This is a genomic window from Paracoccus benzoatiresistens, from assembly GCF_026913015.1.
Taxonomy (GTDB): Bacteria; Pseudomonadota; Alphaproteobacteria; order Rhodobacterales; family Rhodobacteraceae; genus Paracoccus; species Paracoccus benzoatiresistens.
Window position 1 is genome coordinate 21,653 of the sequence record NZ_JAPTYD010000022.1, and the last position, 23,504, is coordinate 45,156.

21 protein-coding genes are annotated in these 23,504 nt (G+C 66.9%); 11 read left to right on the top strand and 10 right to left on the bottom strand.

Annotated elements, in window-relative coordinates:
* Nucleotides 1–105 precede the first annotated feature (105 nt).
* Nucleotides 106–870 (top strand): zinc-ribbon domain-containing protein, encoded by a 765-nt coding sequence (locus OU682_RS14155; protein ID WP_268942804.1) that lies wholly within the window; start codon nt 106–108, stop codon nt 868–870.
* Here the strand turns inward: OU682_RS14155 and OU682_RS14160 are convergent, their stop codons facing one another.
* From OU682_RS14160 to argH, 4 genes are read right to left on the bottom strand one after another with little or no spacing between them, the layout of a single operon-like run.
* Entirely contained in the window at nt 871–3,414 is a 2,544-nt protein-coding gene (locus OU682_RS14160) for a DUF4175 domain-containing protein (RefSeq protein ID WP_329609811.1), read from the bottom strand. It lies immediately after the preceding gene.
* Nucleotides 3,405–4,670: a diaminopimelate decarboxylase gene (gene lysA, locus OU682_RS14165; protein WP_268942805.1), complete on the bottom strand. Its 1,266-nt coding sequence runs from the start codon at nt 4,668–4,670 to the stop codon at nt 3,405–3,407. Before lysA ends, OU682_RS14160 begins: the two co-directional genes overlap by 10 nt.
* Nucleotides 4,670–4,822: a hypothetical protein gene (locus tag OU682_RS14170; RefSeq protein ID WP_268942806.1), complete on the bottom strand. Its 153-nt coding sequence runs from the start codon at nt 4,820–4,822 to the stop codon at nt 4,670–4,672. The genes lysA and OU682_RS14170 overlap by 1 nt, the downstream gene beginning before the upstream one ends.
* A complete protein-coding gene (argH, locus tag OU682_RS14175) occupies nt 4,819–6,222 on the bottom strand; it encodes an argininosuccinate lyase (RefSeq protein WP_268942807.1) in 1,404 nt (467 codons plus the stop codon). Before argH ends, OU682_RS14170 begins: the two co-directional genes overlap by 4 nt.
* A gap of 23 nt (nt 6,223–6,245) precedes the next feature.
* Here argH and OU682_RS14180 point away from each other — a divergent pair, with 23 nt between their 5' ends.
* Nucleotides 6,246–6,794: a TlpA family protein disulfide reductase gene (locus OU682_RS14180; RefSeq protein WP_268942808.1), complete on the top strand. Its 549-nt coding sequence runs from the start codon at nt 6,246–6,248 to the stop codon at nt 6,792–6,794.
* On the opposite strand, the gene OU682_RS14185 is transcribed toward OU682_RS14180, so the two are convergent.
* Nucleotides 6,769–7,347, bottom strand: coding sequence for a DNA-3-methyladenine glycosylase I (locus tag OU682_RS14185; protein ID WP_268942809.1), 579 nt, complete (start codon nt 7,345–7,347; stop codon nt 6,769–6,771). The genes OU682_RS14180 and OU682_RS14185 overlap by 26 nt on opposite strands.
* Before the next feature lie 150 nt (nt 7,348–7,497).
* Between OU682_RS14185 and OU682_RS14190 the strand changes: the two genes are divergently transcribed.
* From OU682_RS14190 to OU682_RS14200, 3 genes are all read left to right on the top strand, one after another.
* Nucleotides 7,498–8,268, top strand: coding sequence for an EAL domain-containing protein (locus OU682_RS14190; protein WP_268942845.1), 771 nt, complete (start codon nt 7,498–7,500; stop codon nt 8,266–8,268).
* 101 nt (nt 8,269–8,369) lie between these two features.
* On the top strand, nt 8,370–9,542 hold the full coding sequence (locus OU682_RS14195) for an acetyl-CoA C-acetyltransferase (protein ID WP_268942810.1): 1,173 nt from the start codon (nt 8,370–8,372) through the stop codon (nt 9,540–9,542).
* A gap of 87 nt (nt 9,543–9,629) precedes the next feature.
* Nucleotides 9,630–10,355 (top strand): beta-ketoacyl-ACP reductase, encoded by a 726-nt coding sequence (locus OU682_RS14200; RefSeq protein ID WP_268942811.1) that lies wholly within the window; start codon nt 9,630–9,632, stop codon nt 10,353–10,355.
* Between the two features lie 74 nt (nt 10,356–10,429).
* On the opposite strand, the gene OU682_RS14205 is transcribed toward OU682_RS14200, so the two are convergent.
* Genes OU682_RS14205 through OU682_RS14215 form a run of 3 tightly spaced genes read right to left on the bottom strand, consistent with a single transcriptional unit; the run spans nt 10,430 to nt 11,615 of the window.
* On the bottom strand, nt 10,430–10,594 hold the full coding sequence (locus OU682_RS14205) for a YdcH family protein (protein ID WP_268942812.1): 165 nt from the start codon (nt 10,592–10,594) through the stop codon (nt 10,430–10,432).
* A 60-nt stretch (nt 10,595–10,654) separates the two neighbouring features.
* Nucleotides 10,655–11,413 (bottom strand): tRNA1(Val) (adenine(37)-N6)-methyltransferase, encoded by a 759-nt coding sequence (locus OU682_RS14210; protein WP_268942813.1) that lies wholly within the window; start codon nt 11,411–11,413, stop codon nt 10,655–10,657.
* A complete protein-coding gene (locus OU682_RS14215; RefSeq protein ID WP_268942814.1) occupies nt 11,406–11,615 on the bottom strand; it encodes a putative signal transducing protein in 210 nt (69 codons plus the stop codon). Before OU682_RS14215 ends, OU682_RS14210 begins: the two co-directional genes overlap by 8 nt.
* Nucleotides 11,616–11,692: 77 nt before the next feature.
* Between OU682_RS14215 and OU682_RS14220 the strand changes: the two genes are divergently transcribed.
* The 4 genes from OU682_RS14220 to OU682_RS14235 all read left to right on the top strand — a co-directional run bounded on the left by OU682_RS14220 (nt 11,693) and on the right by OU682_RS14235 (nt 18,720).
* A complete protein-coding gene (locus tag OU682_RS14220; RefSeq protein WP_268942815.1) occupies nt 11,693–12,694 on the top strand; it encodes a polyprenyl synthetase family protein in 1,002 nt (333 codons plus the stop codon).
* Between the two features lie 338 nt (nt 12,695–13,032).
* Nucleotides 13,033–14,436: an ammonium transporter gene (locus tag OU682_RS14225; RefSeq protein WP_268942816.1), complete on the top strand. Its 1,404-nt coding sequence runs from the start codon at nt 13,033–13,035 to the stop codon at nt 14,434–14,436.
* 159 nt (nt 14,437–14,595) lie between these two features.
* Complete coding sequence (locus tag OU682_RS14230; protein WP_268942817.1) at nt 14,596–16,860, top strand: transglycosylase domain-containing protein; 2,265 nt, start codon at nt 14,596–14,598, stop codon at nt 16,858–16,860.
* 348 nt (nt 16,861–17,208) lie between these two features.
* A complete protein-coding gene (locus OU682_RS14235; RefSeq protein WP_268942818.1) occupies nt 17,209–18,720 on the top strand; it encodes a calcium-binding protein in 1,512 nt (503 codons plus the stop codon).
* An 18-nt stretch (nt 18,721–18,738) separates the two neighbouring features.
* Here OU682_RS14235 and OU682_RS14240 read toward each other — a convergent pair whose 3' ends face one another.
* Together OU682_RS14240 and OU682_RS14245 are read right to left on the bottom strand one after the other, a co-directional pair.
* Entirely contained in the window at nt 18,739–19,356 is a 618-nt protein-coding gene (locus OU682_RS14240) for an MlaC/ttg2D family ABC transporter substrate-binding protein (protein ID WP_371832249.1), read from the bottom strand.
* The gene (locus tag OU682_RS14245) at nt 19,328–20,104 is read right to left on the bottom strand and encodes an MlaA family lipoprotein (RefSeq protein ID WP_268942820.1); all 777 of its coding nucleotides are present in this window, start codon (nt 20,102–20,104) and stop codon (nt 19,328–19,330) included. Before OU682_RS14245 ends, OU682_RS14240 begins: the two co-directional genes overlap by 29 nt.
* Nucleotides 20,105–20,213: 109 nt before the next feature.
* Here OU682_RS14245 and OU682_RS14250 point away from each other — a divergent pair, with 109 nt between their 5' ends.
* Nucleotides 20,214–21,965 carry a type I secretion system permease/ATPase gene (locus OU682_RS14250; protein WP_268942821.1) on the top strand — a complete coding sequence of 584 codons (1,752 nt, stop codon included), beginning with the start codon at nt 20,214–20,216 and terminating at the stop codon, nt 21,963–21,965.
* On the top strand, nt 21,962–23,461 hold the full coding sequence (locus OU682_RS14255; protein WP_268942822.1) for an HlyD family type I secretion periplasmic adaptor subunit: 1,500 nt from the start codon (nt 21,962–21,964) through the stop codon (nt 23,459–23,461). Before OU682_RS14250 ends, OU682_RS14255 begins: the two co-directional genes overlap by 4 nt.
* Nucleotides 23,462–23,504 lie beyond the last annotated feature (43 nt).

The window sequence follows — 23,504 nt, forward strand, 5'->3', positions numbered from 1 at the left end:
CGCCACCCCCTCGTTCACCCGGGCCCGTTGCTTTCCGGCCCTGCCGGCTTGGAAGCCGGTCCCGCGCTTGATAGAACAGCCACAAGGCGAATGCGAGGGGTCGGGATGGCGGAAATACGGTTGATCTGTCCAGGCTGCGCCGCGGAATACCGCCTGCCCAGAACGGCCATCCCGCCCGAAGGGCGCGAGGTCGAGTGCAGCGCCTGCGGCCATGTCTGGCACGCCACGGTCCAGCCTGCCGGGCTGGCGCCTGGAAATGACCTGCCGCCCCCGCCTGCCCCGGCCGACGGCCCGCCCCGGCTGAGCCGCCGCCTGCCCGATACCGTGCTGGACATCCTGCGGGACGAGGTCGAACACGAACGCCGGCTGCGCGCCGCCGAGGAGGGAACGCCCCCTCCGCCCCCCCCTGCCGCCGCCCCGCTGCGTGCCGCCGATCCCGAATGGCCCGCCACGACCATTACCACGTCCATCATCCCGCACGTCGCCCCGGAACCGGCCGAAGCCGCGCCGCTCCGGCCACAGCCGGAGTTGATCGTGCCCCCTGAGGCGCACGCGCAGCCTGTCATTCCGGAAACCAAAGCCGCGCCGCAACCGGCACGTCCCCTGCTCCGCAAGGAAATTGCCGCACGGCCCGAACGGCCTGTGCCACCCGCGCCTGTTCTGGTCCTTGTTCCGCGTCCGGCGCGCAGGGGCTATGCGGTGGGCTTCGGCCTGGCCGTGACGCTGGCCGCTGCCTGCGTGGCGCTGTATCTGCTGGCGCCCGCGCTGTCCGGTCAGGGTGCTTTCGGCGACGGGGTGATGCAGCTCCGCGGGCAGGTGGACGAGGCGCGGCTGTGGCTGCAGGACCGCGCGGCCGGCCTGACCCGCTGATCAGAAGCGGTCCAGCAACCGGCCAAGGTAGTCGCGTTCGTCCTCGGGACGCTCGGGCTGGCCGCTACGGCGGCGGATTTCGTCCAGCAGGTCGCGGGCGCGGCGCGCGGGATCGACGCCTTCGGCCAGGGGATCGCCCCCGGCGATGACATTGCCGCTGCCGTCGCGCTGCCGGCCCAGGGGGTCCAGCGCGGGCCGCTGGTCATAGGCCTGCCCGTCGGCGCCCGCCCGGTCACCGCCGCCGGGACGCTGGCCTTCCTGCCCCTGCTGCTGGCCCTGCTGGCCTTGCTGGGCCCGGCTCTGCTGGTTCAGCATGTCGCCAAGGGCGCGCATCCCTTCGCGCATCGATTCGATGGCATCGGCCTGGCGCTGCAAGGCCCCCCCTGTATCGCCCTGGCGCAGGGCCTGTTCGGCATCTTCCATCGCGCGGCCCGCCTCGTCCAGCCGGCGCCGCGCCTCGTCGCCGCCTTCGGAACCCTGGCCCGGCAACAACCCTTGCTGCTGGCCCAGTTCCTCTCGCAACTGGCGCTGGCGGTCGGCCAGGCCTCCGGCATTGGGCGAAGGCTGCCCCATCTGCCCCTGGCCGAACTGGTCCTGCATGTCGCTGAAGGCCTCGTCCGACAGGCGCTGCTGTTCGCGCAGGGTATCGGCCAGGCGGTTCATCGGCTGGTTGCCGCTGCTGCCCTGCTGGCCTTCGCCGCCTTGGCCTTGGCGGACCTGCAGGTTTTCCATCATGCGGTTGAACTGCTCAAGCAATTCCTGGGCCTCGGCCATCCGGCCCTCGTTCATCAGGCGCTGGATTTCGTCCATCATCTGCTGGATCTGGTCGCCGGTGATCTGCTGGCCTTGCTGGTTCTGGGCGAACCGATCCGCCGGATCCTGCTGCCCCTGCTGGGCAAGCATCTCGGTATAGGCGTCCGTCGCCGCCTTCAGCTCGTCCATCAGGCGCTGGATTTCGTCAGGACTGGCGCCGTTGCGGATTGCCTCGGACAGTTTCTGCTGGGCCTGTCGCATCCGTTCAAGGGCGTCGGACAGCCCGCCATCCTCCAGCTGGATCGCAGCCTGCCACAGCGCCTCGGCCAGATCGTCGCGCGCCTTGTCGGTCAGCGTGTCGCCCTCCAGCAGCGTCACCGCGCCGCGCAACTGCAGATACAGCGGCTGCTCGACAAAGCCTTCGGGCGCCCAGGTCACCGCGCGCAGGATCTCGGAGCTGCGGCCGGCATTTTCGCGCGACCACAGCAGATCGCGCCGCATCTCGATCAGCGCGGCAGCGAGGGGGTCGAAGAAGCGCCGGCCCGGCAGGACGGTGTGCATGGGTTCGGCGTGGCCCACCTGCTCGATCCCGTCCAGGGCGCGCAGGCTGACGCTGACCGGCAGGTTCGCCCAGGGGTGGCGGGACAGATCCTCGGTCAGCTGGCCCTTGATCTGGTGCCGGTCGCCCCGAGGCAGGGGCAAGGCCAGTTCCACCGGCTGGCGCGGCTCGGGATCGATGGCAAGGCCGAAGCGGCGCTCCACGGCCCCCAGGTCCAGCGCAATCACCGCCTGGCCCGAGGCGACGCCGTGATCGTCCTCGGCCTCGAAGTCCTGGACCATCTTTCCGTCCGCGCGCCGCACCGGCGCGGCCCCGGCACGGATCATCGGCGCATTGTCGGGCAGGACCGTCACGTCGAAGCGCCGCCCGGCCACCTCGATCGCGCCCGACTGCTCGGCCCGGAAGCCCGGCGCCTGCGGGTCATCGCCAAGTGCAGACCCGATGTCCTGCGCGACCGTTGCGCCATTGCCATACAGGCGGAACGTCACCTCGCTGCCCTTGGGCAGTTCCAGCGCCTGCCCTTCGGCCAGGGCGTTCAGATAGATGGTGGGACGACGGGTATAGGCGGGGGGTTCGGCCCAGCCTTCCCAGCTTGGCCCGACCGGCACCGCGTCACCCGCCAGGGGCCGGGACATGGTCGCGGCCAGCGCCTCGATCCCCTGCCCCATCTGGCCCGCGCCGCCGAAGACCAGCGCCATGACGAGGGCAACCAGGCCCGCCAGCCGCAGGGCAAAGGGATCGCGCCGCGCAAGGTCCGCATCGGGACGCACGGCCCGCGCCAAGGCGGCCCGAGCCTGCATCTGCGCCAGATGCGCCTGCCACAAGGCACCCTCGCCGCCAATGGCTGCGCGGTCGGACAGCGCCGACAGGGGCCGCCCCGGCAAGGTGCGGTCCAGCCGCGACACCGCCTCGGCCATGCGGGTGCGGCGAAAGCGCATCCCGCCCCGGATTGCGACGCCGACCAGCAACAGCAGGACGGCCCCGGCCAGCCAGGGCAGCACCGGCCCCGGCACCGCTGCCACGACACCCAGCGCGAAGGCGGCAAAGACCAAGGCCAGCACGGTTGCCATCGGCCAGAAGGCGCGCGCTGCCTGTTCCCACACCATTCCCCAGCGGGTCAGATGCAGGGCGCGGGCGACATGGCCCTTCTTCTTCAGGAAAATATCCTCGGGGGTCCGGGGGCAGACAGCCCCCGGCTGCGACGGATCGGTCTGATGCCGCGTCAAAGCCATTCCGGAATGCTATCCCGGGCTAGCATTTCCTCAAACGTCGGGCGTGCCCGGATGACGGCGAAGTGATCGCCGCTGACCAGCACCTCGGGCACCAGGGGCCGGGAATTGTATTCCGAGGCCATCACCGCGCCATAAGCCCCCGCCGAGCGGAAGGCGATCAGGTCGCCTGCCGCCATGTCGGGCAGATGGGCCCCCTTCTGGAAGGTATCGCCCGATTCGCAGACCGGTCCGACCACATCGAAGGGCCGCACCGGCGCGCCGACTGCCGGCTCGCGGACCGGAACGATGTCGTGATGCGCGCCATACATGGCCGGGCGCGCCAGATCGTTCATCGCCGCATCCACGATCAGGAAGTCACGCCCCTCGCCCTGCTTCAGATAGATCACTTCGCTGAGAAGAATCCCCGCATTGCCGACGATGTTGCGGCCCGGTTCGATCTCGATCTCGCAGCCCAGATCGCCCACCGTCTCGCGGATCACCTGGCCATATTCAATGGGCAGGGGCGGCGCGTTGTTGTCGCGGCGGTAGGGAATGCCCAGGCCTCCGCCCAGATCCAGCCGGGTGATCGCATGGCCGTCGGCGCGCAGCGCGCGCGTCAGCTCCGCGACCTTGGCATAGGCCGCACGATAGGGTTCCAGGTCGGTCAACTGGCTGCCGATATGCACATCGACGCCCACGACCCGCAATCCCGGCAGCGAAGCCGCCTCGGCGTAAACCTCGCGTGCGCGGGCGATGGGGATGCCGAACTTGTTTTCGGACTTGCCGGTCGCGATCTTCTCATGGGTCTTGGCGTCCACGTCCGGGTTCACCCGGATCGCCACCGGCACCGTCGCACCCATGCTGGCGGCCAGCGCCGACAGGGCGCGCATCTCAGGCTCGCTTTCGATGTTGAACTGGCGGATGCCTCCTTCGATGGCCTGCCGCATCTCGGCGACCGTCTTGCCGACGCCTGAAAAGACGATCCGGTCGCCGGGCACGCCCGCGGCCTTGGCACGCGCGTATTCCCCGCCCGAGACCACGTCCATCCCCGCGCCCAGATCGCCCATCAGCTTCAGCACGGCCAGGTTGCTGTTGGCCTTCACGGCAAAGCAGACCAAGTGGTCGGTCCAGTCCAGGGCTTGCCGGAACAGGCCGAAATGCCGCGTCAGCGTGGCGGCGGAATAGACATAGACCGGGGTTCCGACGGCGGCCGCGATGCGCGACAAGGGCACATCCTCGGCGCAAAGCTCGCCACCGTGATAGTTGAAATGATCCATTACAGTTCCGAAATGACCCCCATGGTGGCATCGCCGGAAATCACGACGTTGGTTTTCGGCGCCGTCTTGGGCGCGGGCGCGGGCCGTTCGGGCGGGCCATCGACGCCGCAGGCCGCCATGGCCATCACCGCCAGAATCGCAATCCACCTCATGCCAGTTTCTCCTTCCAGCGGTTGATCTGCGCGCGCACCTGATCGGGCGCCGTGCCGCCATAGCTTTGCCGCGAGGCGACCGAATTGTGAACGCCCAGAACGCCGAAGACTTTATCGGTGATCTCGCCGTGAACGCCCTGCATGTCGGCAAGCGTCAGGTCGGGCAGGTCGCAGCCCTTCTTCTCGGCCAGGGCCACCAGCGATCCAGTGACGTGATGGGCTTCGCGGAACGGCAGGCCCAGTTCGCGCACCAGCCAGTCGGCCAGATCGGTCGCCGTGGAAAAGCCGGCCGAGGCCGCGGCCTCCATCCTGTCGCGGTTGGCGGTCAGGTCGGACAGCATCCCGGTCATCGCGGCCAGGGCCAGCATCAGGCTGTCGGCCGCGTCGAAGACCTGCTCCTTGTCCTCCTGCATGTCCTTGGAATAGGCAAGCGGCAGGCCCTTCATCACCGTGAACAGCGCCACCGTCGCGCCCAGGATGCGCCCGATCTTGGCGCGGATCAGTTCGGCGGCATCCGGGTTGCGCTTCTGCGGCATGATCGACGACCCGGTGGACCACTTGTCCGACATCGACACGAAGCGGAACTGGGCCGAGGACCAGATCACCAGCTCCTCGGCTAGCCGCGACAGATGCACCGCGCAGATCGACGAGGCCGACAGGAACTCCAGCGCGAAGTCGCGGTCGGACACGGCGTCCAGGCTGTTGGCCATCGGCGCGTCGAAGCCAAGCGCCCCGGCCGTCGCATGGCGGTCGATCGGATAGCCCGTTCCCGCCAGCGCCGCCGCGCCCAGGGGCGATTCGTTCATCCGCTTGCGCGCATCCTGGAAGCGCGACAGGTCGCGGCCGAACATCTCGACATAGGCCATCATGTGATGGCCCCAGGTCACGGGCTGGGCGGTCTGCAGATGGGTAAAGCCCGGCATCACCCAATCCGCACCGGCCTCGGCCTGCGTCAGGGCGGCGCGGATCAGCGCCCGCAGGGCGTCGATCGCCGCGTCGCACTGGTCGCGCACCCACAGACGGAAATCGGTGGCCACCTGGTCGTTCCGGGACCGGCCCGTGTGCAGCCTGCCCGCCGGTTCCCCGATGACCTCCTTCAGCCGGGCCTCGACATTCATGTGAATGTCCTCAAGCTCGGTGCGGAAGGGGAAATTGCCCGCCTCGATCTCTGACAAGACGGTGAGCAGACCTTCCCTGATCGCCTCGGCATCGCTAGTGCTGATGATGCCTTGTGCGGCCAGCATCGCCGCATGGGCCCGGCTGCCCCGGATGTCCTGGGCGTAGAGCCGCCGGTCGAAGCCGATCGAGGCGTTGATCGCCTCCATGATCGCGTCGGGCCCGGCAGCGAAGCGCCCGCCCCACATGCTGTTGGCGGAATCCTGTTGCGGCCGGTCGGTCATAGGCGCGTCCCTCGGAGGTCTTCATGCTGCGTTCCGCCCTGCTTTATACGGCACTGCTTTTCGGTGCAAACGCCGCCTTTGCAGGCCCGGTGGACTGGCAGGCCGCCAAGGAGGCGGGGCTGGTCAAGCTGGTTCCGGCCGAGAAACCCACCCCCGTCCCCGACATCGCCTTCACCGATCCCGAGGAAGGCACGCACACCCTGGCGGACTACAAGGGCAAGGTCGTGCTGCTGAACTTCTGGGCCACCTGGTGTGCGCCCTGCCGCGAGGAAATGCCCTCCCTGGACGCCCTTCAGGCCGAGATGGGGGGCGAGGACTTCGTGGTGATCCCCATCGCCACCGGTCGCAACGCGCCCGAGAAGATCGACAAGTTCTACGCGGAAACCGGGCTGGAGAACCTGCCGGTCCTGCTGGACCCGCGCCAGCAGTTGGCCCGCGCCATGGGTGTCGTTGGCCTGCCCGTGACCGTTCTGATCGACCGTGACGGCAACGAGGTGGCGCGCCTTCCGGGCGACGCCGACTGGAGCAGCGAGCCCGCCAAGGCCGTCATCCGGCAGCTTGTGGCCGACTGAGGGGCGCGTGGCGGTGGCAGGTGGTGACATGGTCGTTCACCATCCCCGTCGCCTGCATGAAGGCATAGACGATGACCGGCCCGCAGAAGTTGAAGCCGCGCTTTTTCAGCGCCTTCGACATGGCGGTTGATTCGGGGGTGGCGGTCGGCACGTCGGCCATGCCGGCAAAGCGGTTCTGGATCGGCTGGCCGCCCACGAAGGACCACAGGAAGGGTGCAAAGCCGTCCCGCGCCTCGATGTCCAGGAAAAGCCGCGCGCCCTTGACCGCTGATTCGATCTTGCCGCGATGCCGGATGATGCCCGGATTTTGCAGCGCCCGGTCGATCCGCGCCGCGTCCCAACGGGCCACCCGCTCGGGGTCGAATCCGTCGAACTCCTCGCGAAAGGCGTCGCGCTTGCGAAGGATGGTGATCCAGGACAGGCCCGCCTGGAAACCGTCCAGCACCAGCTTTTCCCACAGCGCGCGCGGATCGTGTTCCGGCACGCCCCATTCGGTGTCGTGATAGGCGACATACAGCGGATCGGTCCCGCACCAGGCGCAGCGGTCGGTCATGAAGCGTTAACCCTTTATCCAGAAAACCCTGCCCGTTTACCGCAAATTAGGCGATTATCGCCACAACGGAACACGGAATGATTGCGTGACAAGGGGCCAGACGTGACCGACGCGAACCCGCCCGCCAAGGGCTCTCCGCTGGATTATGCGATGGACCAGCAAAGCCGGCTGACCCTGCCGTCGGTCCGGCTTGCCGTCGAAAAGGGCAACGGCGTGCTGGCCTTCCAGCCGGTCGTGCAGGCGCAGCGGACCAACCGCCCCGCCTTCTACGAGGGGCTGATCCGCATCATCGACGATTCGGGCCGCATGGTGCCCTTGCGCGACTTCATGCCGGTGGCGGAAACCACTGAACTGGGGCGGCAGATCGACTGCCTGTCGCTGTCCCTTGGCCTGAAGGCCTTGTCCGAGGATCCCTCGCTGCGGCTGTCGGTCAACATGTCGGCGCGATCGATCGGCTATCCCGAATGGATGCATATCCTGCGCGAAGGCGTCGCCGACAACCCCCAGGCCGCCGAACGGCTGATCCTGGAAATCACCGAAAGCTCGGCCATGGGCCTGCCGGATGAGGTCAAGACCTTCATGCGAGAGGTGCAGCGATACGGCATCAGCCTGGCGCTGGACGATTTCGGCGCGGGCTATACCTCGTTCCGCTATCTGCGCGACTTCTGCTTCGACATGATCAAGATCGACGGGCAGTTCATCCGCGAAATCTCGACCCATCCCGACAACCAGGTGCTGACGCAGGCCCTGATGTCGATCGCCCATCACTTCGACATGTTCACCGTGGCCGAAATGGTGGAAACCGCCGATGACGCAAGCTTCCTGATCGCGAACGGGATCGACTGCCTGCAGGGCTATTACTTCGGGGCGCCGACCATTGCACCGCCCTGGAAGTCCCCTCCCTCGGTCGCCCTGCGATGAACACGTCTCCATCTTTTGGGTGATGTGCTTGACCTTGCGGCACGAACCCGCATCCTAGCCCGTGTCGCCAGTTATCTGGCCTTGAGGTAAGGGAGCCCGCCATGACCAAAGCCGTAATCGTTTCCGCCGCCCGCACCGCGGTCGGCAGTTTCCTGGGATCGTTCGCCAATACCCCGGCGCATGATCTGGGCGCTACCGTTCTGAAAGAGGTTGTGGCCCGTGCCGGGATCGATCCCGCCGAGGTTGACGAAACCATCCTGGGCCAGGTGCTGACCGCCGGCCAGGGCCAGAACCCGGGCCGCCAGGCGCATATCAAGGCCGGCCTGCCGCAGGAATCGGCGGCCTGGCTGATCAACCAGGTCTGCGGATCGGGCCTTCGCGCCGTGGCGCTGGCCGCCCAGCAGGTGACGGCGGGCGAAGCCAGGATCGTGCTGGCCGGGGGCCAGGAGAGCATGTCGATGTCGACCCACGCCGCTTATATGCGCGCGGGCCAGAAGATGGGCGACATGCAGCTGATCGATACCATGATCCGCGACGGGCTGTGGGACGCCTTCAACAACTATCACATGGGCACCACGGCGGAGAACGTCGCGCAGCAATGGCAGATCAGCCGCGAGCAGCAGGACGAATTCGCGATGCGCTCGCAGAACAAGGCCGAGGCCGCGCAGAAGGCCGGCCGCTTCGATGACGAGATCGTGGCCTTCACCGTCAAGACACGCAAGGGCGACACGGTCGTGGACAAGGACGAATACATCCGCCACGGCGCGACCATCGACGCCATGCAGAAGCTTCGGCCGGCGTTCTCCAAGGAAGGCTCGGTCACAGCGGGCAACGCGTCCGGCCTGAACGACGGCGCGGCGGCGGTCATGGTGATGACCGAGGACGAGGCGAACCGCCGCGGCCTGACGCCGCTTGCACGGATCGCGTCCTATGCCACGGCGGGGCTTGATCCGGCGATCATGGGAACCGGTCCGATCCCGGCCAGCCGCAAGGCGCTGGAAAAGGCGGGCTGGTCCGTCGCGGATCTGGAACTGGTCGAGGCGAACGAGGCCTTTGCGGCCCAAGCCTGCGCCGTCAACAAGGACATGGGCTGGGACCCCGAGATCGTGAACGTGAACGGCGGCGCCATCGCCATCGGCCACCCGATCGGCGCTTCGGGCGCACGCGTGCTGAACACGCTTTTGTTCGAAATGAAGCGCCGCGACGTCAGCAAGGGCCTTGCGACCTTGTGCATCGGCGGCGGCATGGGCGTCGCCATGTGCATTGAGCGGTAAGCCGCAGAAGGCGCGCAACGATGTTGCGCGCCAAAATCACGCCTTGTAGCAATATTTCATTGCTGTTCGTATTTATGGGGAGGATCAATGTCCAAGGTCGCACTTGTCACCGGGGGGTCGCGCGGCATCGGCGCGGCGATTTCAAAGGCGCTGCAGGAGGCCGGCTATACCGTTGCCGCCACCTATGCCGGCAATGACGATGCCGCGAAGGCATTTACCGAGGAAACCGGGATCAAGACCTACAAATGGTCGGTCGCCGAATACGATGCCTGCGCCGCCGGCATCAAGCAGATCGAGGAAGAACTGGGCCCCATTGCGGTGCTGGTCAACAACGCGGGCATCACGCGGGACGCGATGTTCCACAAGATGACGCCCCAGCAATGGAAAGAGGTGATCGACACCAACTTGACCGGCCTCTTCAACATGACCCATCCGGTCTGGTCGGGAATGCGCGACCGCAAGTTCGGGCGGATCATCAACATCAGTTCGATCAACGGGCAGAAGGGCCAGGCGGGCCAGGCGAACTATTCGGCCGCCAAGGCGGGCGACCTGGGCTTTACCAAGGCGCTGGCCCAGGAAGGCGCGCGGGCGGGCATCACCGTCAACGCGATCTGCCCCGGCTATATCGCAACCGAGATGGTCAAGGCGATCGACGAAAAGGTGCTGAACGAACGCATCATCCCGCAGATCCCCGTCGGCCGCCTGGGTGAGCCCGAGGAGATCGCGCGGACCGTGGTGTTCCTGGCCTCGGACGAGGCGGGCTTCATCACAGGCTCCACCATCAGCGCCAATGGCGGGCAGTATTTCACCTGACCGGCATTCCCTTGAAATGACCACGGCCCGCGCTGATCGCGCGGGCCGCTTCAAACCGGTAACCGTTCAACAGGTTAGTGGGACAGTCGGGAAATCTCTTCCTTGAGACGAAGTTTTTCGCGCTTCATGGCCTTGATCTGCAGGTCGCTGGCTCCAGGGCTTCTTTGTTCTCTTTCAACAGCCTCGGAAAGCACCTGGTGTTTTTTGCGCAGTTCCTCGACGTGGGAAGCAACCGACATCGCGTCCTCCTGTATAGGTTGAGTCGAACAGGGGGATTGCAGCACAGGCTTGCGATTCTGTCACGAGACTTTCGTAAACAGATTCGTCAGCGGTAAACCCTTGCGCAGAACCGCCGCAGCGGCATCGGTCAGGTCCTCGCGATCGCCGGCATGGGCCGGTTCGCGGTGCATGACAAAGGGCGCGAGCAGCCGCAGCGGCCCCCGCGCGCCCTTGCGGGCCTGCAGGATCACGCGCCCGGCATCCCGGCCCGCCCGGCCCGCGATGGGCAGGATCGCCACCGACCCGGCCCGATCCGACATCGCTGCCAGCATCGCGTCCAGCCGGTCGGCCCGCTGGATCAGCGTCAGCACGCCCCCCGGCCGCAGGCGGCGCAGGCCCGCATCGATCCAGGCGGCCAGCGGCGTGGCCTCTTGCCGCGCCAGGGCACGCCCGCCGTCCGGCGCGGCCGTCCCGCCCAGGAAATAAGGAGGATTGGCGATGACATGGTCGAAGGCCTGCGCGCGCAGTTCGGAAGGCGGCCTGGCCACATCGCCGGTCAGCACCTGCATCCTAATGCCGTTTGCCGCCGCGTTTCGCCGCGCCAGATCGGCATAATCCGCCTGGCTCTCCAGCCCCGCCAGCCGCAGGTCCGGCACGCGCCAGCCCAGGCATAGGCTGGCGACCCCTGCCCCGCATCCCAGTTCCAGCACGGCCTGCCCCCCTTCCGCCGGACAGGCCGCCGCCAGCATCACCGCATCCGCCCCCGATCGGAAGCCGCCCCTGGGCTGCGCGATCCGCAGGCGGCCGTCCAGGAAGCCGTCGTCCGAAAGATCACTCATCCAGGCCGGCATCGCGCAGGATGGCGCGGGCCATGAATTCGTCGCGATCCGCCACCATCAGGCGCTGCGGCAGGATGCCCAGCGATCCTTCCAGCACGCTCATGTGCTGGTCCATGGGAAAGGCGGGAATGCCTTCGACTTCCAGCAGGCCAATGGCGCGGGACATGCGGACGGGATCGTTGCTGCGGAAAAGCTCTTTCATGACCGAAACGCTAGGCGGCGGTTGCGCAATTGTCGAGGGCGTGGCAAGGGACGGGCGCGGCAACGGGGGTCAAGGCCATGGGTGTGCAGGAAAGCGTCCAGAAACCGCTGGACCGGCTGGCAGAGGCGCTTGGCGCCGAGATGGAAGCGGTGGGCGTCCTGATCCGCCAGCGCATGTCCAGCGAACACGCGCCCCGCATCCCCCAGGTGACGGCCCACCTGATCGAGGCCGGCGGCAAGCGCCTGCGGCCGATGCTGACCTTGGCCGCCGCGCGGATCATGGGATATGGCGGCCCCTACCACATCCATCTGGCGGCGACGGTGGAATTCATCCACACCGCGACACTGCTGCACGACGACGTGGTCGATGAAAGCCGCCAGCGGCGCGGACGCCCGACGGCGAACCTCTTGTGGGACAACAAATCCAGCGTGCTGGTCGGCGACTACCTGTTCGCCCGCAGCTTCCAGCTGATGGTCGAGCCCGGCAACCTGCGCACGCTGGAGATCCTGTCGAATGCCGCCGCCACCATTGCCGAGGGCGAGGTGCTGCAGCTGACCGCTGCCCAGGACCTGCGCACGGACGAGGCCATCTATCTCAAGGTCGTGCGCGGCAAGACCGCCGCGCTGTTCTCCGCCGCGACAGAGGTCGGCGGCGTGATCGCCGGTGCCTCGGCGGACCAGGTTCAGGCGTTGTTCGATTACGGCGATGCCCTGGGCATTGCCTTCCAGATCGTCGATGACCTGCTGGACTACGGCGGCGCGACCGAGACGATCGGCAAGAACGTCGGCGACGATTTCCGGGAACGCAAGCTGACCCTGCCCGTCATCAAGGCGGTCGCCAAGGCCGATTCCCAGGAACGCGCCTTCTGGTCGCGCACCATTGAATCGGGCGACCAGCGCGACGGTGATCTGGATCATGCCCTGGCCCTGCTGGCTCGCCACGGCGCGATGGAGGCGGCGCGGGCGGATGCGCTGCGCTGGTCCGCCACGGCCAAGGCGGCGCTGGCCAAGCTGCCTGCGCATCCGGTCCGGGACATGCTGGCGGACATGGCCGATTTCGTGGTCAGCCGCGTCGCCTGACCCTGCCCCGCAAAGGCAGGTCGCGACGTGAGCCGCCCCCCTCTGCGGAAAGAGACCGCGAAAATGGGCAAAACCTGGTGCTGCGCGCCACTGGCGGCCCGGTCCTGGTGTTTGGTCGCCTTTTCAGGGGTTTCGCGGCAGGCGATGCACGGCAGGCGGGTATCGGCAAGAAACAGACTGCCTTTATTTCGCGCGGCATCCGGGCATTCAGCCCATAAATAGGGCAACCCCTGTCTGGCCCTGTCCTCAACCTGCCCGAAGCCTGTGCAAGCGCGGCAAAGCCCCCCATCAGAGGGCATCGGCGGCGCGTCCGGTGCCGCGTTGAAGGGGATTCGATGATGAAAAGGGCTGCTCCCTTTATTGCCAGTTCCGCGCTGCTGCTTGCGGCGCCGAGTTTCGCACAAGACGCCGCAGTCATGGTCGAGGCTGCCGCTCCGGTGCCGGACAAGGGCGACACGACCTGGATGCTGATCTCGGCCATCCTGGTGATGATGATGACGCTGCCGGGTCTGGCGCTGTTCTATGGCGGCCTGGTCAGGGCCAAGAACATGCTGTCGGTGCTCATGCAGGTGCTGACGGTGTTCAGCATGATGGCGATCCTGTGGGTGGCCTTCGGCTATTCCCTGGCTTTCACCGGCGCGGGCACGGCCGAGGACGTGACCTTCTTCACCCCCTATATCGGCGGGCTGTCCAAGATGTTCCTGTCGGGCGTCACCACCGCCTCGAACGTCGAAAGCTTCTCGGCGGGGGTCGTGATCCCGGAACTGTCCTTCGTGATCTTCCAGATGGCCTTTGCCTGCATCGCCTCGGCCCTGATCGTGGGCGCCACGGCCGAGCGGCTGAAGTTCAGCGCGATCCTGCTGTTCGTGGTGATCTGGTTCTTCTTCTCGTATCTGCCGATGGCCCACATGGTCTGGTGGTGGGGGGGCCCGAGCGCCTATGACGCGCCCTCGGGCCTGCTGTTCAGCCATGGCGCGCTGGACTTCGCGGGCGGGACCGTCATTCACATCAACGCGGGCGTCGCGGGCCTGGTCGCCGCGATGGTCGCCGGCCCCCGCATCGGCTACAAGAAGGAGCTGCTGGCCCCCCACAACCTGTCCTTCACCCTGGTCGGCGGCTGCCTGCTGTGGATCGGCTGGTTCGGCTTCAACGCCGGGTCCAACCTGGAAGCCAACGGCCTGACGGCGCTGGCCATGATCAACACCGCCGTCGCCACCGCCGCGGGCGTCCTGGCCTGGTCCTTCGGCGAATGGGCCTTCCGCGGCCATCCCAGCCTTCTGGGCGGCATCTCGGGCGCCATCGCGGGTCTGGTGGGCATCACCCCGGCCGCGGGCTTCGTAGGCCCCATGGGCGCCATTGCCATCGGCCTGGTCGCCGGCCTGCTGTGCATGTGGTTCGTCATCAGCATGAAGCCGCGCATGGGCATCGACGACAGCCTGGACGTGTTCGGCATCCACGGCATCGGCGGCATCGTCGGCGCGATCCTGACGGGCGTCTTCGCGGCACCCTCGCTGGGCGGGACGGGCGTCTTCGACTACGCCGCCAACGCGGTTGCCGAATTCTCGATGGGCAGCCAGGTCTACAACCAGACCCTGGGCGTGGTGATCGCCGTCCTCTGGTCGGGAGTGGTGTCCTTTGTGGCGATCCACATCGTCAAGGCGCTGATCGGCCTGCGCGTGGCCGATACCGAGGAGCGCCAGGGCCTGGACATCACCATCCACGGCGAAAACGCCTATAACTGAGGCTTCGAGCAGCGATGAAAGGCCCGGCGGCGATGCCGGGCCTTTTTCATGTGAAATCACGGATTGGTCAGGGCAATTCCCCTTGGGCGATTCTTGGTGTAGGTTGGCGCGCAATTTGGCCGCTGAACGGCCGCGGGCAGAAACGCAGGCATCCGACGCATGAAACGACCGACCGGCATCCCGAAGCGCACGGGCCGCAGCCCTGTTGCCGACAAGCGCACCCCGGCGCCAACCGAGCCCAAGCCGCAGGTCCGCCGCCACAAGGCCCCCGTTCGTCGCGGCAATGTCGTGGTGCGCACGATCGCGGGCACCGTCGGCCTGATCTGGCGCGTCATCTGGGGATCGATGTGGCGCCTGGCGATGGTCATGTTCCTGATCGTCGGCGCCGCCACCGCCTATTTCTATGCCAGCCTGCCCGAGCCCGAAGCCCTGTTCGACGCCCGCGCGCGCGGGTCGGTCACCATGCTGGACAACAGCGGCAAGGTCTTCGCCTGGCGGGGCGAGACCTATGGCGCCGTCACCAGCGACAGGATCGCCCCCGTCCTGAAGGAAGCCGTGATCGCGACCGAGGATCGCCGCTTCAACTGGCATTTCGGCATCAGCCCGCGCGGCATCGCCAGCGCCATCAAGATCAACATGGCCGAGGGGCGCGGCCCGCTGGAAGGCCACGGCGGATCCACCATCACCCAGCAGGTCGCGAAACTGCTGTGCCTGGGCGACACCTTCGACCCGATCCGCTGGAAGAACGAGGCAGAGTTCGAACAGGACTGCCGTGTCACCAGCCTGTGGCGGAAGGTCAAGGAAGTCCCCTATTCGTTCGCCCTGGAAGCCAAGTATTCCAAGGACGACATCCTCAACATCTACATGAACCGCTCCTACATGGGCGGTGGCGCGCGGGGCTTCGAGGCCGCCAGCCAGCGCTATTTCAACAAGCCCGCATCCGACGTGAACGCGTCCGAGGCCGCAATGCTGGCCGGTCTTCTGCAGGCGCCCAGCTATTTCGCGCCCACCGCGAACCTCAAGCGCAGCCAGGAACGCGCCAGCGTCGTGCTGGGCCTGATGACCGAGGAAGGCTATCTCACCCCCGCCGAGGCCGAGCAGGCCCGGTCCAGTCCCGCCCGGCTGTCCCAGGCCGCCGAGGCTCGGGCAGGCGGTTACTTCGCCGACTGGGTCATGGAATCCGGTCCCGGCTTCCTGACCAGCGAAACGACCGAGGATGTGACCATCCGCACCACCTTCGACTCCCGCATCCAGACGGCGGCCGAACGGGCGCTGCAGCGGGTCTTTGACGAAAAGGTCAGCGACAACAGCAAGGCCGAGGCGGCGGTGGTGGTCATGTCCGCCGACGGCGCCGTGCGCGCGATCATCGGCGGGCGCGACACGACCGTGCACGGGGCCTTCAACCGCGCCGTGCAGGCCAAGCGCCAGACCGGCTCCAGCTTCAAGCCGTTCGTCTATGCCGCGGCCTTGGAAGCGGGCTACGGCCCCGGTGACCGGGTCGAGGACGGGCCGCTGACCATCCGCATCCCGGGCGGCAAGCCCTGGTCCCCGCAGAACTATACCCGCCGCTATTACGGCAACGTGACACTGACCACGGCGCTGAAGCAGTCGCTGAACACCGCCACCATCCGGCTGCAAGAAGCCGTGGGCCGGTCCGAGGTCCGCCGCATCGCCCATGACTTCGGCATCGTCAGCAACCTGACGACCAGCCCGTCCCTGGGCCTTGGCGCATCCGAGGCCACGCTGATGGAACTGACCGGCGCCTATGCGGGCATCCGCAACGGCGGCACCTCGGTCGCGCCGTATGGTCTGATCGAACTGCGCATTGCGGGCGACGAGCAGCCGCTGATGGGCCAGTCCGGCGGCATGGGCCAGCGCGTCATCAGCCAGCGCGCGGCGGGCCAGCTGATCTACATGATGCAGCAGGTGATCGACAGCGGCACCGGCGGGCGCGCCAAGATGGGCACCCGCCCCGTGGCGGGCAAGACCGGCACCACCAGCAGCTATCGCGACGCCTGGTTCGTGGGCTTTTCCGAACAGTATGTCGTGGGCGTCTGGATGGGCTATGACGACAACACGCCGTTGAAGGGCGTCACCGGCGGCGGGTTGCCCGCCGAGATCTGGCAGGCGGTCATGTCCGACATCCACGAGGGCCTGCCGGAACTGCCGCTTTCCACCGTCTCGCCCGACGGCAGCGGCATCCTTTTGTCGAACGAAGGCGCACCCAAGGTGGTGACCTCGGGCTCGGCGGACGATCCGCTGGCCGCGGCGCTTGCGGGAGCCGTGAATTCGGGCAACCCGGCGGGGGGGCAGGTGGTCGGCGCACCAGGACAGTTGACGGCACCGCAGACCCCGGGCGATAGCAGCACGGCAAGTTCGGACGACGCGCTAAGCCGGGCATTGAACGGGATTCTGGGGAATTGATCCTCAGATCAACAATTTCAGACCGATTGTGTCTAATGGGATACATCCTTCTGATGTCGCCATCAAAACGTACAAGGAGAATTGCCTAGGACTGAAGATGGCCAGCAGAATACCTGGGCGCCCGAGTGCAGAACGCTGGGCGTGATTTTTGCTAGGTGAGGACTTTCTGTGGCATATGCTAGACTTTCAATCCCCGACATCATTACACTTCGTGAGGGTCAGACGCGCAACGTCAGCCTTGATCTGGTAGGGCTGTACAATCATCAGGTGACTTGGGCGTACTACACTACTGTGAGTGGAGGAACCGCGCAGAATTCTGACATTGAAGGGGTTTCAGGAAGCGGCTCGATGATGGTTGTCAGCAGCTATCCCACAACCGAGTCAGAACCTTTTTCCATCACTGCAACGCGGGACGGTGTCCAGGAAGGTACAGAAACCGCCTACCTGATAGTCCAAGTAAGCGGCTCCAGCGGTTTTGCGTTCGATGATGGAAGCTATTACAAGACTGTAGAAATTCGCATTCTTGATAACAACTTGACCACCGGCGGCGCTACGAATGATGTGCTTTATGGCACCGGCGGGGCCGATACCCTGACAGGCGCCGCGGGGAACGACTCTTACCACCTTACCCCTGGCGACCGCGTCATCGAAGCTTTGAATGGTGGCACGGATACCGTCCATTCCAGCATGACCCACACCCTTGCTGCGAATGTCGAGAACCTTTTCTTGACGGGCGATGCCGCAATTAACGGCGTCGGCAATGCACTTGACAACCGCCTTACCGGCAACGAGTCAACCAACCGACTGGTCGGCGGCCTGGGCGCGGACAGCTTGTTCGGAAAAGGCGGAAACGATACTCTGCTGGGTGGCTTGGACAACGATCTTCTGGATGGCGGCACGGGCAACGACTGGCTGGAGGGCGGCATCGGCGTGGATGCCCTGCGCGGCGGCGTCGGCGACGATGTTTATATCCTAGAAGATGCGGCAGACGTAATTTCCGAATTGGACGGCCAAGGCACCGACACCGTTCGTACGGCTGCCAACGGCAGTCTGGGCGCCCATGTCGAGAACCTAACCCTGCTAGGAAAGGCTGATGCCTGGGCCAAGGGTAATATCTTGGACAACGTCCTGACAGGCAATGCAGGTGCCAATAGCATCGAGGGCGCGGCGGGCAACGATCTGTTGGCCGGCGCGGCGGGCAATGACAGCCTTGACGGCGGCACCGGCGCCGACACGATGCGCGGTGGCGAGGGCAGTGATACCTATGTCGTGGACAACCTCGGCGACCGGCTGTCCGAGGCCGCAAACCACGGCATCGACACCGTCCAGTCCACCACCACCTTCCACCTGTCGGCCAATGTCGAAAACCTTGTGTTGATGGGCCAGACCGCAATCAACGGGAGCGGCAACGGACTGAACAACAGCCTGACGGGCAATAGCGCGGCCAACCAGCTTGTGGCGGGTGCCGGCAACGACATCCTGAGCGGCGGCACCGGGCAGGATAGCTTGAATGGCGGGGCTGGAACGGATGTGCTCTCGGGCGGGCTGGACGCCACGCGCGATGTGTTCATCTTCAATGCTTTGGCAGACAGCGCGACCGGCGCCGGGCGGGACCGGATCATGGACTTCCGCTCAGGCCTGGACGATATCGATCTGCGCGGTCTGGACGCGAACACGCGGCTTGCGGGCAACCAGAGCTTCGATTTTTCGGGCGCGACTGCGGATGCAAATTCGGTCTGGTATGTCAAGGCGGGTGCGAACCTGATCGTCCGCGCCGATGTCAATGGCGACCGCCTTGCCGATTTCGAAGTTGCGGTGACCGGCCAAGGCAGCCTGGCGGCAGGCGACTTCCTCTTGTGACGCCCTTCGCAGGCGGCCCTACCCTGCCGCCTGCAAATCCGCCGTCAACGCCGCCAGATCGCCGCGCCGCGCGGTCAGCATGGCGGCGATCTCGGCGCGTTCGCTGGCCAGCATGTTCACGCCCTCGATGATGATGTTGAAGAACTTGTCCCGGCCGGACTTGTTCGACACATGCCATTCGACCTCCATCGGGGCGCGGCCGTTGAGGTAGGCGACCGAGGTGACGGCGAAGAAGCTTTTCAGCGGGCGCGCGCCCGTGACCTCGATCTTCGATCCGATGAACTCCCGGAAGCGCTTGCCGTATTTGCGGCCGATATACCCTTGGAAAGCCTGGGTATAGCGGGCCAGCGCCGCCGGATCGGCCTGCCGCGCGGCAGGCCCAAGCGCCGAGCGGGCGATCACGTCCACATCGGCATAGCGCACGAAGATCGCCTCGAAATCGCGATACATCTGCGCCGGGGCCTGGCCCGAATTGATGACCTGGTAAACCTCGCCAAGGGCGGTGCTGATCAGCCCCCGCGCCTGGTCGGCATCCAGGGACCAGCCGCGCAGGGGCGCCAGCGTCAGCGCGGCGGCGCCCCCGAACAGCGCCAGAAGACGGCGCCGGTCATTCGGAATAAGGGTCGATGACATCATCCGTCGCGGCCTCGGCATATGGGTCAATGGCTGTCTCCCCTTCGTTCAATTCGTGGCGGCGATGCATCAGCCAGATCAGCCGCAGTTGCGCATAGCTATCCGCACTGTCCTGCATAACGCTATCCACCGTGTCGCCGAAACGCGCCCGCTCACCAGCTTTTGAGGTGACGCGCAGGCCGAATGCCGCCGATGCCGCGCCGGGGTTCGCGAGGTGGTTCAGCGGATCGATCACCAGATCGACCGCCTTGCCGGCGGCGTCGCGCTGCGTCGAGGGCCCGAGGACCGGCAGTTCCAGATAGGCGCCCTCGGGAACGCCCCAGACCGCGAGGGTTTCGCCGAAATCGGTGTCGTGTTCGGTCAGGCCGAAGTCGCGGCCGGCCGGGTCCATCAGGCCGCCAATTCCCAGTGTCGTATTGACCGCAAAGCGGAAAAAGTTCTTGATCGCGGGTTCGGGGCGGCCTTGCAGCAGGCTGTTTGCGACCTTGCCGGGCAGGGACAGGTTGCTGCCGGCGTTGATGACCAGGTCCATCGCCCCTGCCCCGCCAGGCGCATCATCCCTGTCCGAGACCAGGTTCGCGACCGGTCCGATCACCCGGCGATCCACGGCCTTGTTGAAGGCATGGACGCGGCGATTCTGCGCCTCGTGGGGGTCGTTGACTCGGATGCCGTCCTGCATCATGGGCTTCGATGCGCAGCCCGCCAAGATCACGCAAAGGGCCAGCGACGCGGCAAGGGAAAAGGGGCGCAAAGGAACTCCTAACCTTTTTGGTGTAGTTTCGGACCGTGACGTGCCGGACCCGCATACTGGGGCATTGGCCCTGCGGCAAGGCTGGGGTCCGCAGGCGAAGGATGGATGGATGAGCAAACCGCCCGCATTTCATGATGGGGCACGGGAACTGCGTCAGGCACGCACCGCGGGGCTGCCGCTGTTCGGCGCGGTGGCGCTGTTTTCCGCGGTCGTGAACCTGCTGATGCTGACCGGACCGCTGTTCATGCTGCAGGTTTATGACCGGGTGCTGGCCTCGCGCTCGGTCGAGACGCTGACGGCGCTGTTCGTGCTGGTGGTGTTCCTGTTCCTGCTGATGGGCTTCATCGACTTCATCCGCAGCCGGGTGATGGGCCGTATTGCCGCCCGTTTCCAGGACCAGATGGAAGGGCGGGTCTTCACCGCCGCGCTGCGCGAGGGGGCGATCTCGGGCGATGAATCGGCCGCGGCGGCCAGCGGGATGCGGGATCTGGACTCGATCCAGCGCCTGATCGCCTCGCCCGTGCTGCTGGCGGTGTTCGATCTGCCCTGGGCGCCGCTCTTCCTGGCGGCCGTCTATATCTTCCACCCGCTGCTGGGCGTCGTGGCGACCGTGGGCGGCGCGATCCTTGTTTTCACAACGATGGCCAACCGGTCGCTGACCCGGACGCCGCTGCAACAGGCGAACGCGGCTTCGGCGCAGGCGCAGCGCATGGCGGACCTGTATCGCGACGAGGGCGAGGTGATCGGCGCCCTGGGGATGCGCGGCGCGACCTATGCCCGCTGGCGCAAGGCCCGCGCCGAGGCGCAGGAGCAAGCGGTGAAGGGCGCCGACCTGTCTTCGGGCTTCACCGTCTTTTCCAAAAGCTTCCGGCTGTTCCTGCAAAGCGCCATGCTGGCCGCCGGCGCCTGGCTGGTGCTGCGGCAGGCGGTGACGCCCGGCGCGATGATCGCGAGTTCCATCATGATGGGCCGCGCCCTGGCGCCGGTCGAACAACTGGTCGGCGGCTGGCCCGCGGTGCAGGCCGCGCAGGATGCCTGGGACCGGCTGGCCCGGTTGCTCTCTCGCCAGCCCGCGCGGCCCACCCAAACCCCCCTGCCCCGCCCCGAGGCGACGGTCGAGGTGCGCCAGCTTTCCGTCGCCCCTCCGGGCCAGAGCGTGGCAAGCGTGCGCGGCGTCTCGTTCGGGGTGGGGCCGGGCCAGGCGCTTGGGGTGATCGGGCCTTCGGGGGCGGGCAAGTCCACGCTGGCCCGGGCGCTGATCGGCGCCTGGCCGGTCGGCGCGGGCTCGATCCGCCTGGGGGGCGCGACGCTGGACCAGTATGACCCGGATGTGCTGGGCAACCTGATCGGCTATCTTCCCCAGCAGGTGACGCTGTTCGACGGCACCATTGCCGAGAACATCGCCCGGCTGTCGCCCGACCCCGACCCGGCCCGCGTGGTGCGCGCGGCGCAGGCGGCGGCGGCGCATCAGATGATCCTGGATCTGCCTCAGGGCTATGACACCCGCCTCAGCCAGGCCAGCGGACGCCTGTCGGGCGGCCAGATCCAGCGCGTCGGGCTGGCCCGCGCGCTGTATCCCGATCCGGTTCTGCTGGTCCTGGACGAGCCGAACTCGAACCTCGACAACGAGGGCTCGCAGGCGCTGAACGCGGCGATCCGGCGGGTCAAGGCGCAGAACGGCTGCGTGATCATCATGGCGCACCGGCCGGCGGCGATCAACGAATGCGAACTGCTGCTGGTCATGGAACAGGGCATGCGCCGCGCCTTCGGGCCGCGCGACAAGGTGCTGCAGGAGATGGTGCAGAACTCGCAGCAGATCCTGAAATCGCAGGAAGCCGGCCGCACGGGAGGCGTATCATGAGCGACGGGACAAAAAGGCCCGCGGACAGCCAGGAACCCGCCACGCAGCCCTCGCCCGGCATCAGGACCGGGATCCTGTCCAGCCGCATCGGCGCCCCGGTCGAGGGACCGATCCCCGGCCCCGCGCCGCGTTCGGCCACGCCCGCCCAGCCGGCGCCTCCGGTCCAGCCTCCCGCGCCACCCTCGCCGGTGGCGCCGCCCGATCCGGGCCGCTGGTCGGTGCGCGGCACCCTGGCGGCGGGGCTGATCGCCATCGCCGTGCTGCTGGGGGGATTCGCGCTCTGGGCGATGCAAAGCCGGATTGCGGGTGCGGTGGTGGCCCAAGGCCAGGTCGAAGTCGAGCAGCAGCGCCAGATCGTCCAGCATCCGGATGGCGGCGTGGTCGAGGAGATCCTGGTCAAGGACGGCCAGACGGTCGAGGCGGGCCAGCCCCTGATCCGGCTGGACGGCACCCTGTTGCGCACCGAACATGCCATCGTCGAAGGCCAGTATTTCGAGATCCTCGCCCGCCGCGGCAGGCTCGAGGCCGAGCGTGCCGACGCCGGCGAGATACAGTTCCCCCCCGAACTGCTGAAGACCGCCGAGGGGAACGCGGAGCTTCGGGACCTGATCGACGGCCAGCGCAGCCTGTTCGAGACCCGGCGCGACACGCTGCGCCAGTCGATCGAGCAGCTGGAAAAGCAGTCCGAGCAGGTCCGCCAGCAGGTCGAGGGCATCGACGCGCAGATCGTGGCGCTCGACCGCCAGCGGCAGCTGATCGGAGAGGAACTGGAAGACCAGCAATCGCTGCTTGAGCGCGGGCTGGCGCAGGCCTCGCGCGTGCTGGCGCTGGAGCGCGAGGCGGCGAGCCTGGACGGCCGGCTGGGCGAGCTGAAGGCCAGCCGCGCGGCCGCCGAGACGCGCCAGATCGAGCTTGACATCCAGCGCCTGCGCCTTGGCGCCGAGCGCCGCGAGGAGGCCGAGACCGAGTTGCGCGACCTGGGCTATCGGGAACTGGAACTGGCCGAACGCCGCCGCAGCCTGACCGAGCAGATCAACCGCCTGGACATCCGGGCCCCCGCGGCTGGCGTCATCTACAACATGCAGGTCACGACGCCCCGCTCGGTGGTCCGGCCCGCCGATCCGGTGCTGTACGTGATCCCCCAGGACCGCCCCTTGCTGATTGGTGCGCGCCTGGCCACGATCAACGTGGACGAGGTCCAGGTCGGCCAGCCGGTGGTGCTGCGCTTTTCGGCCTTTTCCTCGCGCACGACGCCGGAAATCGACGGGGTGGTAGGCCGCGTTTCGGCCGATGCGATGATCGACGAGGCGACGCAGACGCCCTATTACCGGGCCGAGGTGACCATCCCGGCCGATCAGCTGGACAAGCTGGGCGACCTGGCCCTGATCCCCGGCATGCCGGTCGAGATCTATATCCAGACCGGCGAACGCAGCCCGATGGCCTATCTGCTGAAGCCCTTGGCGGACTACTTCAACCGGGCCTTCCGGGAAAGCTGAGAAGCCTCGGCGCCCCGTCCGACGCAGCGCGGCAGGCGGGGCA

What these genes read in the sequence shown, in the direction of transcription:
- OU682_RS14155 (WP_268942804.1), top strand. Translation starts at nt 106, where the DNA reads ATGGCGGAAATACGGTTGATCTGTCCAGGCTGCGCCGCGGAATACCGC.
- OU682_RS14160 (WP_329609811.1), bottom strand. Translation starts at nt 3,414, where the DNA reads ATGGCTTTGACGCGGCATCAGACCGATCCGTCGCAGCCGGGGGCTGTC.
- lysA (WP_268942805.1), bottom strand. Translation starts at nt 4,670, where the DNA reads ATGGATCATTTCAACTATCACGGTGGCGAGCTTTGCGCCGAGGATGTG.
- OU682_RS14170 (WP_268942806.1), bottom strand. Translation starts at nt 4,822, where the DNA reads ATGAGGTGGATTGCGATTCTGGCGGTGATGGCCATGGCGGCCTGCGGC.
- argH (WP_268942807.1), bottom strand. Translation starts at nt 6,222, where the DNA reads ATGACCGACCGGCCGCAACAGGATTCCGCCAACAGCATGTGGGGCGGG.
- OU682_RS14180 (WP_268942808.1), top strand. Translation starts at nt 6,246, where the DNA reads ATGCTGCGTTCCGCCCTGCTTTATACGGCACTGCTTTTCGGTGCAAAC.
- OU682_RS14185 (WP_268942809.1), bottom strand. Translation starts at nt 7,347, where the DNA reads ATGACCGACCGCTGCGCCTGGTGCGGGACCGATCCGCTGTATGTCGCC.
- OU682_RS14190 (WP_268942845.1), top strand. Translation starts at nt 7,498, where the DNA reads ATGGACCAGCAAAGCCGGCTGACCCTGCCGTCGGTCCGGCTTGCCGTC.
- OU682_RS14195 (WP_268942810.1), top strand. Translation starts at nt 8,370, where the DNA reads ATGACCAAAGCCGTAATCGTTTCCGCCGCCCGCACCGCGGTCGGCAGT.
- OU682_RS14200 (WP_268942811.1), top strand. Translation starts at nt 9,630, where the DNA reads ATGTCCAAGGTCGCACTTGTCACCGGGGGGTCGCGCGGCATCGGCGCG.
- OU682_RS14205 (WP_268942812.1), bottom strand. Translation starts at nt 10,594, where the DNA reads ATGTCGGTTGCTTCCCACGTCGAGGAACTGCGCAAAAAACACCAGGTG.
- OU682_RS14210 (WP_268942813.1), bottom strand. Translation starts at nt 11,413, where the DNA reads ATGAGTGATCTTTCGGACGACGGCTTCCTGGACGGCCGCCTGCGGATC.
- OU682_RS14215 (WP_268942814.1), bottom strand. Translation starts at nt 11,615, where the DNA reads ATGAAAGAGCTTTTCCGCAGCAACGATCCCGTCCGCATGTCCCGCGCC.
- OU682_RS14220 (WP_268942815.1), top strand. Translation starts at nt 11,693, where the DNA reads ATGGGTGTGCAGGAAAGCGTCCAGAAACCGCTGGACCGGCTGGCAGAG.
- OU682_RS14225 (WP_268942816.1), top strand. Translation starts at nt 13,033, where the DNA reads ATGAAAAGGGCTGCTCCCTTTATTGCCAGTTCCGCGCTGCTGCTTGCG.
- OU682_RS14230 (WP_268942817.1), top strand. Translation starts at nt 14,596, where the DNA reads ATGAAACGACCGACCGGCATCCCGAAGCGCACGGGCCGCAGCCCTGTT.
- OU682_RS14235 (WP_268942818.1), top strand. Translation starts at nt 17,209, where the DNA reads ATGATGGTTGTCAGCAGCTATCCCACAACCGAGTCAGAACCTTTTTCC.
- OU682_RS14240 (WP_371832249.1), bottom strand. Translation starts at nt 19,356, where the DNA reads ATGATGTCATCGACCCTTATTCCGAATGACCGGCGCCGTCTTCTGGCG.
- OU682_RS14250 (WP_268942821.1), top strand. Translation starts at nt 20,214, where the DNA reads ATGAGCAAACCGCCCGCATTTCATGATGGGGCACGGGAACTGCGTCAG.
- OU682_RS14255 (WP_268942822.1), top strand. Translation starts at nt 21,962, where the DNA reads ATGAGCGACGGGACAAAAAGGCCCGCGGACAGCCAGGAACCCGCCACG.